Source organism: Streptomyces microflavus (assembly GCF_014650075.1).
GTDB classification, from domain to species: Bacteria; Actinomycetota; Actinomycetes; order Streptomycetales; family Streptomycetaceae; genus Streptomyces; species Streptomyces microflavus.
Genome location: NZ_BMUG01000013.1, coordinates 189,198 through 201,251, shown reverse-complemented (window position 1 = coordinate 201,251; position 12,054 = coordinate 189,198). Strand labels below are relative to the sequence as shown.

General features: G+C 71.0%; 11 protein-coding genes. All 11 read right to left on the bottom strand.

Annotated features, from left to right (window positions below; genetic code table 11):
- A partial coding sequence (gene carA, locus IE264_RS32540) for a glutamine-hydrolyzing carbamoyl-phosphate synthase small subunit (protein ID WP_190167744.1) occupies window positions 1-1,136 on the bottom strand: 1,136 nt, incomplete at its 3' end.
- Window positions 1,133-2,392 carry an ATP-grasp domain-containing protein gene (locus IE264_RS32535; RefSeq protein ID WP_015612016.1) on the bottom strand — a complete coding sequence of 420 codons (1,260 nt, stop codon included), beginning with the start codon at window positions 2,390-2,392 and terminating at the stop codon, window positions 1,133-1,135. The genes carA and IE264_RS32535, both read right to left, overlap by 4 nt.
- Window positions 2,389-2,679 (bottom strand): hypothetical protein, encoded by a 291-nt coding sequence (locus tag IE264_RS32530; protein ID WP_031125713.1) that lies wholly within the window; start codon window positions 2,677-2,679, stop codon window positions 2,389-2,391. The genes IE264_RS32535 and IE264_RS32530 overlap by 4 nt, the downstream gene beginning before the upstream one ends.
- Before the next feature lie 203 nt (window positions 2,680-2,882).
- The gene (locus tag IE264_RS32525) at window positions 2,883-4,136 is read right to left on the bottom strand and encodes an ATP-grasp domain-containing protein (protein ID WP_032757176.1); all 1,254 of its coding nucleotides are present in this window, start codon (window positions 4,134-4,136) and stop codon (window positions 2,883-2,885) included.
- 56 nt (window positions 4,137-4,192) lie between these two features.
- Complete coding sequence (locus IE264_RS32520; RefSeq protein ID WP_015612013.1) at window positions 4,193-5,146, bottom strand: TauD/TfdA family dioxygenase; 954 nt, start codon at window positions 5,144-5,146, stop codon at window positions 4,193-4,195.
- A 43-nt stretch (window positions 5,147-5,189) separates the two neighbouring features.
- Window positions 5,190-5,339, bottom strand: coding sequence for a hypothetical protein (locus IE264_RS32515; protein WP_015612012.1), 150 nt, complete (start codon window positions 5,337-5,339; stop codon window positions 5,190-5,192).
- Window positions 5,340-5,462: 123 nt separating this feature from the next.
- Entirely contained in the window at window positions 5,463-7,301 is a 1,839-nt protein-coding gene (locus tag IE264_RS32510; RefSeq protein ID WP_032757175.1) for a carbamoyltransferase family protein, read from the bottom strand.
- Window positions 7,302-7,391: 90 nt separating this feature from the next.
- A complete protein-coding gene (locus IE264_RS32505) occupies window positions 7,392-9,695 on the bottom strand; it encodes an iron-containing redox enzyme family protein (protein ID WP_032757174.1) in 2,304 nt (767 codons plus the stop codon).
- A gap of 170 nt (window positions 9,696-9,865) precedes the next feature.
- On the bottom strand, window positions 9,866-10,876 hold the full coding sequence (locus IE264_RS32500; RefSeq protein ID WP_032757173.1) for an SGNH/GDSL hydrolase family protein: 1,011 nt from the start codon (window positions 10,874-10,876) through the stop codon (window positions 9,866-9,868).
- Window positions 10,877-11,047: 171 nt separating this feature from the next.
- The gene (locus IE264_RS32495; RefSeq protein WP_229887866.1) at window positions 11,048-11,278 is read right to left on the bottom strand and encodes a hypothetical protein; all 231 of its coding nucleotides are present in this window, start codon (window positions 11,276-11,278) and stop codon (window positions 11,048-11,050) included.
- Between the two features lie 135 nt (window positions 11,279-11,413).
- Window positions 11,414-12,022 carry a type VII secretion system-associated protein gene (locus IE264_RS32490; RefSeq protein WP_229887864.1) on the bottom strand — a complete coding sequence of 203 codons (609 nt, stop codon included), beginning with the start codon at window positions 12,020-12,022 and terminating at the stop codon, window positions 11,414-11,416.
- Window positions 12,023-12,054 lie beyond the last annotated feature (32 nt).

Here is a 12,054-nt window from a genome sequence, read left to right as displayed (position 1 = left end):
ATCAGAGAAACGAAACGATCGAACAAGTACGCGGCGTCATGCGGACCCGCCGCCGCCTCAGGGTGGTACTGAACACTGAACGCAGGCCGGTCCAGGAGCTGGAGCCCCTCCACGACCTGGTCGTTCAGGCACACGTGGGAGACCTCCGCGCGCCCGAACCCGGTGTCGGACACCCTGTCCAAAGGCGCATCGACGGCGAAACCGTGATTGTGCGCGGTGACCTCGACCTTGCCGGTCGTACGGTCCTGCACCGGCTGATTGATCCCCCGATGCCCATACTTCAACTTGTACGTACCGAAGCCGAGCGCCCGGCCCAGAATCTGGTTACCGAAACAGATCCCGAAAAGCGGCGTCGACCGCTCCAGAACACCCTGCATCAGGGCGACCGGGTGATCGGCCGTCGAGGGGTCGCCAGGGCCGTTGGAGAAGAACACACCGTCGGGCTGAACCGCGTACACCTCCTCCAGCGTCGCGGTCGCCGGCAGGACGTGCACCTCGATGCCACGCTCCGCCATCCGGTGCGGCGTCATCCCCTTGATACCGAGGTCGACCGCGGCGACCGTGAACCTCTTCGTCCCGATCGCAGGAACGACATACGCCTCCTTCGTCGCCACCTCGGCGGAGAGGTCGGCGCCGGTCATCTCGGGGGCCTGACGCACCCTGGCCAGCAGCGTCCCCTCATCCGCGATCGCGTTCCCGGAGAAGATCCCGACCCGCATCGCACCCCGCTCCCGCAGATGCCGGGTGAGGGCGCGGGTGTCGACACCACTGATGCCCACCACGCCCTGCGCCACCAGCTCCTCGTCCAACGACCGCCGCGAGCGCCAGTTGGACGGCTTACGCGCAGGATCACGGACCACATAACCCGACACCCAGATACGCGCCGACTCCGGATCCTCGTCATTCACCCCGGTGTTCCCGACATGCGGAGCCGTCATCACCACCACCTGCCGGTGGTACGACGGATCGGTCAGCGTCTCCTGATAACCGGTCATGCCGGTGGAGAACACCGCCTCACCGAAGGTCTCCCCCACAGCCCCGTAAGCACGGCCACGAAACGCACGGCCGTCCTCCAGGACGAGTACGGCGGGCTGGACGAGTACGGCGGGCGGTCCTCCGCTGCTCCCGCGCGTCATCGATCCAGTCCGCAGGCCACACGTGCTCCGCGTTCCGGGACGCACTCCAGGCGGAACTGGGCTGCCGTCCTGAGGATGGCCTTCTCCACGTCGCCGCTCGATCCGCCCCGGAACCGGAACCGGGCACCCACGTGCTCGTACCCGCCCACGCGCGGGACCACCTGGCCCACGGCCGGGACCACCAGGGTGTAGGGACCCTCGTCGGGGGTCGGCGGTTCGGGGAGTTCCCAGGCCGTCACGCGGCAGGGGGCCGGTACGGGTGAGGGGACCAGCAGCCAGCCTCCCGTACGCCATGCCTCCGGTACGGGCAGCTCCGGGCGCCGGCCCAGCTGGACGTCGGCGGCGGCCCTGGCGAGGTCGATGCCGTGCACCTCCCGCCAGACGAACGGGATCTCCGCGCCACCGACCCGGTAGCCCGCCTCCAGGAACTGGATCGAGGGTGAGCCGTCGGCCGACGTGCCGACGAACGCCTCCAGGTGGAAGACCCACGGTTCCGGGCCGAGCGCCCTCGCGACCCGGGAAGTGAACTCGCCCAGAGGAATGAGGAGTTCGGGGTCGTCCACCTCCACCGAGCCGAGCGCCTCGCCCTGGGTGAAGTCCACGCAGGTGTTGACGTAACGGGAGGCTCGCCAGGGGCCCAGCTCCTCGCCGGTCCAGAGGCCGTCGATGTGGAAGATCGGGTCGGCGCAGAACTGCTGCACCAGACGCGGTTCCGGGGGCGAGGTGCGCAGCAGCGGCAGGTCGGCCTCGGAGTCGAGGCGTACGACGCCCCGGCTGGCGGTGCCCCGGCGCGGCTTGACCACGACCGGCCAGCCGTGGTCCTCGGCGAAGGCCAGGACGGCGGCCTCGTCGGGGGCGTCCGCGAAGGCGGGGGCCGGTATCCCGGCCGCGGCGGTGACCTGGTTCATGGTGAGCTTGTCGCGGAAGCGGGCCAGGGGGCCGGAGGTCTGGCCGGCGCAGCCCAGCCGCTCGCGGACGAGTGCGGCGGTGTCGAGGTCGCCCTCGTTGAGGGCCACCACCCGCTCGGGCACACCGAAATGGGTTCGCAGTTCGGTCACCGCGCGCCAGACGGCGTCGAGGTCGTCGGTGGCCGGGACGGTACGGGCGGCCGCCGCGGCGCCGGGCACGGAATCGAGCGCCAGCTCCGTGGTGACGTAGGTGACCCGGTGGGCGCGGTGGTCGACGTACTCCTCGTAGTGGGCGTGGCGGTCGCGCCAGCGGTGGATGACGACGATGTGTTTGCCGTGTTCGCTCATGCCTGATCGGCTCCGGCGGCCGACATGTCCCGGACCCGGCCGACCGCGAAGGTCGCGGAGACCACGGCGGCCCGGGCCGAGCCGAGTGCGCCGCGCGCCGCGTCCAGGTCGCCGTCGGGGAGCTGGCCCACGATGTCGGTGGCGCAGTCGATCAGGTGCAGTGCGGCGCGGGCGAGGGGCTGCTCGCTGCTGTACCGCTCCTCGACCAGCCGGCGGACGGTGTGCAACTGGGCGACGGGGTCCGGCCTGGACCCCTCCGCCACGACGGGGCAAATGATCGTGTTCATGGGTGAGTCCATCCCAGGAGACAGGGGGCGTGAGACAGGGGGCGGGGGCAGGGGCAGGGGGCACGAGCGGACGGAAGGGAAAGGGGCCGTACCCAGGCCGGGTGGCCGGGACCGTGGTTCGGGGTCCCGGCCACCCGGGCAGGCGGCGTACTGGGTGGAGCGGGCTGGAAAGGCCGCGTCGCCGTCAGCTGGTCTTGAAGCCGTCAGCTCGTCTTGAAGCGGATGCGGTCGTTGGTCGCGTCGCACTTGGCGACGGCGTCGTCCGCGTCGCGCCCGGAGGCGATGACGTACCCGGAGACGCAGTCGGCGACGGTCAGCAGCGGGGGCACGGTCTCCCCGACGCTCTTGCCGATCACCGCCGCCACCTCCGTATCCGTGAACTCTTCCAGGTACGGCAGGAAGACGTACTGCTTCTCGTCCCTGGGGACCCGGCGGATCGCGTGGGCCGCGTCGTCGTCCACCTCGACCGCGTCGATGGTGCCCGGCTCCGGGGTGAAGAACCGGACCGCGGCGCCGCCCAGCGGCTCGGGCGAGGTCTGCGGCAGCTCGTCGATGCCGAGCGGGACCGTGAGGAACATCCGGTTGAGGTTGAGCCCGAAGGCGCGGCGGACCAGTTCGGGTGCACCGCTGCCGGCCAGGCGGGCGTGCGATTCGAGGACGCGCGGGCCCTTCGGGGTGAGGACGAACTCGCTGTGCGAGGGGCCTTCGGTGAGGCCCACCGCGTCGAGCAACTTCGGTGTGAGTTCGCGGAGTTCGGTGAGCCACGGGGTGGCGTACCGGCTGGGGGTGCTGACCTCCCACTCGACGTACCGGTCGTTCATGCGGTACTCGGAGTAGCCGATGGTGAGGTGGCGGCCCGCGTGCGAGAAGGAGTCGACGCTGACGACGGGGCCGTCCAGGTGCTCCTCGGCGATGACGGCCGAGGTGTCCGCCTCCTGAAGCGCCTGCCAGGCCTTCTCGGCGTCCTCCGGTCCGTCCACGGGGTGGATGTGCAGGCTGGCGACGCCGTCCACCGGCTTGACGATGATCCGGTCACCGACCTCCGCCCGGAACGCGGCGATCTCCTCGGCGCTGTTCACCAGCCGGTAGCGGACCGGGCTGATGCCGTGCTCGTCCAGCAGCTGCCGGGTGAGCGCCTTGTCCTTGAGGGCGCGGGCGGTGAACTCGGTGACGCCGGGCAGGCCGAGGGCGTCCACGACGAAGCCGGTGGACTCGGCGGCCGGTTCGGTGGTGGTGAGGACGCGGTCGAAGGGGCGCTCGGCGTGCAGCGGCTTCAGGAGTTCGAGGATGGCCGGGCCGTCGTCCAGGGGGCCGTGGATGATGCGCTCGCAGTGCTGGGCGACGGCCACGTCGTAGGCGCCCTCCTCGTGGACGAGGACGACGTCGATGCCGAGTTCCTTGGCTCCTGCGACCGGTGCCGGCCGGCCGCCGATGACTGCCACGCGGTACTTGCCCATGGGGTTCCCTTCGGAAGTGGTATGTGCGGTGGGGACAGGGGGAGTTGTCGTGCCGGTCAGGCGGCGTAGCAGCGGCGGAGCCAGCGGGCCGTCGTGTTCGGGTGCGGGGTGAACGCCTTGCGGCGGTGCAGCACGCGGAGGTTGTCGAAGATCATGAAGTCGCCCGGCTGGAGAATGAGGTCGGCCGACGGGATGTTCAGGAGGACCGCCCGCCAACGTTCCAGCGCCTGCTGGGCGGCGGGGGTGAGACCGGTCGTGGTCCCCCGGTCGTAGCGGGCGCGGTGCCGGCCGTCCGGTCCGGACTCCAGGACCGGGGTCTTCACCAGCGGGCCGATCGTCCCGCCGTCGTTGGAGTCGGGTGCGCCGACCTCGAACTCCGGTGCGGTGAGCGCGGACCGGGTCTCCTCGTCGAGCCGTACGACGACGTCATCGAGGGCCGCGATCTCGGTGGGGATGCGCTCCTCGTTGCGTATGGCGAAGAACGTGAGGTAGGGCGGTGTGTAGAGCCGGGGGTCCGATCCGGGCGGGCCGAACGGCTGGTGCGGGTTGTCGGAGTGCCAGAAGAACTCCGAGTCGGCTCCCCAGGAGCTGGTGGTTCCGGAGGCCGCCGGGTTGGGCACCACATTGCGGATGAGCCGGCCGTCGTTCTCGTAACTCACCGCGAACGGGGTGCATCCGAGCAGCCGGATCAGGCCCAGGTGGATCGCGTTGGTCACGGCGAGTTCGCTCTCGTCGGCGAATCCGGTGACCGGGGTGGCGGGGAAGTCCTGGGTGGGCAGGTTGGACAGGAGCAACGCGTGGGAGCCCGCCGCCGTGAACACCTGGCTGCCCTGGAGGATGTCACCGGGCAGATGGCGCCGCAGCGCGTACGCGCCGATGGAGCCGAGGATGGCGTCGTCGAGGTCGGAATCGAGGCTGGTCTCCGATACCCGGGCCGAGATCTCCTTGCGCAACAGGTCCCGGGCGCTGTCCTCGACTCGGTACCGGGCGAACTGGAGCAAGCTGGTCATCGTCTGTCTCCGTTAGGTCGGTTGCACGCCCTCGTTGCATCGCTCAGCGAGCCGGTGACGGGGTTGGCGCGTTCCAGTACGTGTCGGCGCGCCGGTTCCAGCGGCGTGCCAGGGGGTCGTCGACCCGTCGGCTCAGCAGGCCGATCGGGGTCACGACCAGGTAGTAAGCGATGAGGAGCAGGAAGGTACGCATGGGTGTTCGTTCCGTTTCTCGTGGCGGCGACACGGAGGGCTCTCGGCCTCGGGGGAACCGGGAACCGTCCGGGAGGGCTCGGTCGACGTCCCGGAGGGCTCGGTCGGCATCCGGGGCGAGGGCTCAGTCGAGAGGGATCTCGTCGCGCCAGTCGGACGCTTCCTGCCAGGCGGGCTGTTCGGTCTTCTCCAGCAGGAAGTTGCCGAGCGCCAGCATGTCGATGTCGGTCCGCATGAAGCAGGTGTAGGCCTCCTGCGGGGAGTTGACGATCGGCTCGCCGCGTACGTTGAACGAGGTGTTGACCAGCACCGGGCAGCCGGTGAGGGACTTGAAGGCGGTCAGCAGCCGGTGGTAGGCGGGGTTGCTGTGGCCGGTCACCGTCTGCACGCGGGCCGAGTGGTCGACGTGGGTGACGGCGGGGATGGTGGAGCGCCGCACCTTGAGCAGGTCGAGCCCCGAGGCACCGGCGTCCTGGGCCTCCAGCCGCTGGGCGGCGGCGACTTGGGAGACCACGAGCATGTACGGGCTCTCCTGCGGCAGGTCGAAGTAGTCCTTGGCGTCCTCGGCCAGGACGGCCGGTGCGAACGGGCGGAAGGACTCCCGGAACTTGATCTTGAGGTTCATCGCGGACTGCATGTCCGGGTTGCGCGGGTCCCCGATGATGGACCGGGCGCCGAGGGCGCGGGGGCCGAACTCCATGCGCCCCTGGAACCAGCCGGCGATCTTCCCCTGGGCCAGCCCGTCCGCGACCTGTGCGGCCAGGGTGTCGCTGTCGAGCCGCCGGTACGGGATGGAGTGCGCGTCCAGGTAGGCGGCGATCTCCTCGTCACCGTAGGCGGGGCCGAGCAGGGAACCGCTCATCGCGTCGTGTCCCGTCGCCACGTGGTCGCGCCGGGCCCCGCGTTCCATCGCGACGGCCTGGGCCGCGCCCAGGGCTCCCCCGGCGTCGCCGGCGGCGGGCTGGACCCACACCTCGTCGAAGATCCCGGCGTCGATCACCTTGCCGTTGGCCACACAGTTGAGCGCGACACCGCCGGCCATGCAGAGCCGGGACTCCCCCGTGCGCTCGCGCGCTGTCCGGGCGAGCCGGAGCACCGCTTCCTCGGTCACGGCCTGTACCGAGGCCGCGAGGTCGAACTCCCGCTCCGTGAGCGGGGTTTCGGAGGTGCGGCGCGGTCCGCCGAAGAGCTTCTCGAAGCCGCGTCCGGTCATGACCTGGCCACGCAGATACTCGAAGTAGCGCATGTCCAGGCGGAAGGAGCCGTCGGGCTTGAGGTCGATGAGCTTCTCGCGGATGAGGTCGGCGTAGCGCGGTTTGCCGTAGGGCGCGAGGCCCATGAGCTTGTACTCGCCGGAGTCGACCTTGAAGCCGCAGAAGTAGGTGAAGGCGGAGTAGAGCAGGCCGAGCGAGTGGGGGAAGCGGATTTCGGAGACGGGCCGGAGGTCGGTGCCCCGGCCGTGCCACAGGGTGGTCGTGGCCCATTCGCCGACGCCGTCGATGCAGAGCACGGCGGCGGACTCGTAGGGGCTCGGGAAGAAGGCGGAGACCGCGTGCGACTCGTGGTGGCGGCGTACGGAGAGCTCGGGCACCCGGCCCCGGCCCAGTGCGGCGAGTTCGGCGCGCACGGTGTCGTCCGTGTGCAGCTTGCCGTCGCGGCCGAGCCAGGCGGGCAGGGTGTCGCGGAAGGAGGCGAAGCCCGTGGGCGCGGCGCCGGCGAAGGTCGCCAGCACCCGGCGGAACTTCAGCCGGGGGTCCTCGTAGTAGGCGACGGCGGAGACGCCGTCCAGGCTCACGCCCTGCTCGTCGAGGCAGTACTCGACCGCGCGGGAGGGGAACGAGGGGTCGTGCCGCCGCCTGGTGAAACGTTCCTCTTGGGCGGCGGCCACGGGAACGCCGTCGGCGATCAGGGCGGCGGCGCTGTCGTGGTAGAAGGCGGAGACTCCGAGAATGAGGTCAGACACCGCTGGATTCCTCCGGCTGGATTCGGATACGGGGGCGGGGCAGGGACAGATACCGGGCGGGCCTCTCGGGACCCACCGGCCTCCGGGGCCTCACCTGCGGCGGCCGGTGAAGCGGGTGCGGCGGGCGGCGAGCCGGGCCCCGACGCTCCTCGGCGGGTTGAGCGAGCGGTAGCCCACGCGCACCCGGCCCCACACATCGGCCCGGGCACCGGGTCCCGGTGCGTCGGGCAGCGAGGCGAGCAGGGTGTCCACGGCGTCGGCCGCCCAGGCGGAGTGCCCGGTGGCGACGTTGTCGATGGTGTTGTGGATGTCCACGAAGCGGGTGCTGAAGCCGTACGCCTTCAGGGCGAGGCGCGCCCGGCGGTAGGTGCCGCCGACACCCGACAGCTCCATGGCCAGGTTCAGCCCCAGGACCTCCGGCAGGAAGGTCTGCGGGAATCGCCCCACGCACAGCCAGTACACCGGCAGTTCGAGGGACTCCTCGCGGAAGCCGGGCCACTGCGCGAACGCGGCAGAGGCCGTCGGCGGCAGTTCCACCCCCATCTCCTTGAGTACGTCGCGGTAGATGAGGGGGTGGTTCAAGTGCGGTTCGCCGTTGCCGAGTTCGTCCCAGTAGGTCTCGAAGAGGGAGTGCCCGATCGCGGACGAGGCCTGCTCGTAGTCGGTGAACCCCTGGAGCCAGCTGCCGTCGATCAGGGTCAGCGGGGCCGTCTGTACGGTGTCGTCGACGACCGCCTCCTTCGAGGGCAGGGGTATCGCCGCGTTCTCCTCGAACTCCGCTCCGTGCTGGTCGTGTTGGGCCTGGAGCCAGGGCCGCAGTCCCTCGTGGCTCCAGCGCTCGGGCAGCTGCATCGCCGTACGGTCCATGCCGTGGCCGGAGCGGGCGAGCCAGCCGGCGACGTACTCCATGGCCCAGGAGCGGAGGGCGGGTGTGTCGGTACGGTTCATGAGCAGGTGGTAGGCCTCGCGCAGCCCGGACGGGGTGCGGCCCTGGGGGCGGGCGCCCGTCCGCAGGGCTCCGGCGACGGCGGCGAGGGGGTCCCGGGTGGAGCCCGGGGAGGGCTTCTGCGGCGCGACCCCGACCCGTACGCCCTCCGGCCCCGGCCCGGGTTCCGGTTCCACCTGCGGTTCCGGCGCTTCTGCGGGCTTGGCCGGGAGCGAGTCGATCCAGCGGCGGATGACCGTCAGATCCTCCGGCGAGAAGACCCGGAACATCGGTCCGCGCTCGCCGACCAGCCCCCGTACCAGCGAACTGGCCCCGGAACGGCCGGGCTTGACCAGCTTGCTGCGCGCCAGGACGTCGAGCAGCGGCCCCGGGTCGGTCCGGCACTCCGCAAGCCAGCGGGCCAGGGGCTTGCCCTCAAGCAGGAACTGGTGGTGGTAGACGGCGCCTTCACGCGACCGGACCCGCATCAGCTCGGCCATGTCGAACGCGGGATCACCGGCCGCCACGAGCTCCGCGTGGAGCGCATCGGACCAGTCGCGGAGACCGGCCAGCATCCAGCGGAAGCCGGAGCGCACCGCGTCGGCGCCCCGCGCGCCCTCCTCCTCGACCAGCGCGTCCACCGCTCCACGGCACCGCTCGACGGGCAGGGGGCCTTCGGCCTCACGCCTGGCGGCCGGGTCGAGGGTCGCCCAGTCGGTCTCCGTCGGCAGCACTTCCCGGACCAGCTCCAGTGCGGGCAGCAGCCCGACCGCGCGCAGGCACAGGTCGGCGCCGAGGATCTCGCCCCGGAAGTCGTCGGGGCGCCGGCTCATCGCCAGGAGCAGCGCCGGGAGGCGGTACGCCCCGTCCGGGATGCGCTGGTCGCCGGTGAGCCGGGCGGCCGGTGCCGCGTTCTCGGCGAGCCGCAGCCTGCGTAAGAGTTCGAGGTAGGCGCTGCCCCGGGAGGCCGCCGGGTGGCCGGCGCCCACATCGGACGCGTACAGGGCGAGGATGCGCAGCACGAGGGGGTCGTCGGCGTTGCCGGGGGCGCTGAGCCACTGCAGCCAGGCCCCGGACATGAGGGCCAGCGGGGCACAGCCGAGGACGGCCCGGCGGACGAGCACCTGGTGGTGGCCGTCGGGGCGGTCGCGGTCGCCGTCGCCGTCGCCTTCGCCGCCCATGGCCAGGCCGAGGTAGCGCTCGCGCTCACCGGCCCCCCAGTCGGCGGCCTGCCGGACCAGGGCGTCGAGTGCGTCGGGTGAGCCGTCACCTGGGGCTGTGGCGTGGCGGCGCAGTACGGTCCGCACCTCCTCGACGAACCGGCCCTCGGGGAGGGACGCTTCCGGGTCCGTCGCGTACGCGTACACAGTCCGCGCGGAGCCGCCGCCGTCCCCCGGCAGCCCGTGCGGACGACCCGCCTGATGCTCTGCGGACAGCGTGGCCGTGGCGGCTGCCTGTTGGCTGTGCATCGTTCCCCTCTCTCCGTCTCGGGCGGTCAGAACATGGGGTAGATGGAGGCGTCGTTCTTGGGCTTCCGCTTGCGACGGAACACTTTCGCGATGAGGTTTTTGACGAACGACATGACTGAACAGCCCTCTCTTGCGTAAAGGGAATACGTGAAGACCGGAGACCGGACCGGTCAGGAGAGCCCGAGGGATTCGGCGAGCAGCCCGGAGATGATTTCCGTACCGTGGTCGGTGAAATGCGCCCGGTCCACATAGAGCCAGTCGTCGTCCTTGACGGACTCGGCGACGACGGGGCTCAGGTCCAGGAAGCGGATGTCCTGTTCCTTGCAGGCGACCTGGAGCGCGTCGGCGTACCGGCGGCCGGTCTCCAGCGTGGCGATGTCGCCGTACAGCTCCCAGAAGTTGGAGATCCCGTCGAGCTCGCCGAAGATCGCCCGCTCCTCAGACGGTCCGGACTCCCGCACCCAGGTCGCCAGCGGCTGCAGTACGTAGGTGATGCGGGCGCCGGTCGGCCCGGCCAGCAGGCGGAGTGCGGCGAGGTGGCGGGAGGTCAGGTCGACGGCGTACGCGATGCGGTCGGCGAGCGGGGGCACCACATGAGGCGCGTCCTCCGGTCCTCCGGGGCGCCGGCCGAAGCCCCGCTTGGGCTTGCGGTGGGAGGCGCGCAGCTCGTCCATGCTGTCGAAGTACTCACCGCAGTTGAAGAACCCGCCGTGGTCGCCGCGCTGGGCGTCGGGCAGCCGGCTGAGCGCGAGGTCGTTGAGGCCGGAGAAGACGACGATCTCGTCGACCTCGGGGACCTGTTCCCGGTGCATCAGGAACAGCAGCAGCTCCTGCATCGAGTTGTGGCTGCGTCCGGCGAAGTTGAGCCAGGGGACGGAGGGCGCGTACCGGGTCCAGAGGCGTGACGCCATGGTGGCGGTGTCGGCGGTCGCCCCGATCCCGAACGGGGTGGAGCTGCCGGCCAGCAGCCGGACCGGTCCTTTCGGCGGATTCGCGACCGATCCCTGTCCGGTGGCGCCGTGGGAGATCCTGAATCCCAGCCGGTCGGTGTTTATCGTCGCGGAGCGGTAGTCCGCCCGGTGGAAATACATCAGATAGGGCAGGTAACGGGTCTCCGCGCGGTCGTCGAAGTCGTCGTACCGCAGCATCTGGGGGGTCAGGAGTTCGCGCTGGGATTTCACGGGCAGGACGCTCCTCGATTCAGGGCTCGCTCTTCCGGTGGGCGTATCTCGGCGCCGTACGTGACGAGCTTTGCCGTTCGGCAGCCGTGACTGAAGAGAACCCTGGGGTCGGGAAGGCGCAATGCGGGATCCCGAGGGGTCGACGTATACGCCCAAAAAGGGCAAGCGCCCCTAAGGCTTGCTCGGAATCGTGGCGCCGGCGCCCAACTGCCGCTCGATCTCCGCGGCCGGGAACGCCGTCTGTTTGCTCTCGGTGAGCAGACGGCGGAAGAAGGATTCCACGACGACGGCGGTGCGTGCGTGCCGGTCGATGACGGCCGTGATCCCGGGCGGGATGCCGCCAGGTCGCCGACCTGCGATCCAGTCGTGCAGGAAGACTTCGCGTTCCGTGTCACCGCGCACGCCGTCGAGCACGTGGTGGTGGAGCAGGTGGCTCGCGGTGTAGCAGCGGTCGTACGCGAGGTGGTCCGCGAGGAAGTCGGACCCGTCCGCCGAAAGGTCGAAGCGAAGGTCGGCCGCTCTTCTGAACGACCGAGGCTAGGGGGCCGGGGCAGTGGTCGCCGCCGCCTCCCCCGCTTCCGCCAGCACCTCCGCGAGCCCTTCCGTCGTCAGCACCATGCTGACCGGGGCCGAACTGTTGAGGCAGAGGCTGTGCCCGGCGGGGATGCGGGCGAGCAGCTCCTTGAGCGGCAGCGTCACGGACGCCAGTTGCCCGAGGCCGCGGAGGTAGCGCGGGGAGGTGTAGACGGGGACGACCGCCGTGCCGTCGGGTGCCGACGCGCTCACCGGCTCACCGTCCGCGGTGACCGGCACCGCGACTTCGGCCCCGGCCAGTGCGGCGGTGACGTCCTCGGCGGGGCCGTATCCGGTGGTGGCGAGCTGGACGGCGCGGTCCACCTCGTCCGCGGGTTCGGGCCACCCCATCGCCTCCGGCGACGGGCGGTAGTCCGGGTTGTCCTCCCACTCGACGATCTCGCCGGCGTGGTCCGAGCGCCACTGGCCGATGACGGCCCATTCCGGCGGCGGGCCCTCCCCCTGCCAGGCGGGGTCGGTCAGGTAGAGCCAGTGGTCGGGCGCGAGCCGGGCGGCCTCGACGAACTCCTCCGGGGGCGCGGGGTCCAGGGGGGAGGTGGCGGGCTCACTCATCGTGTCCTCGTTCATTGGGGGGTGCGTGGCCG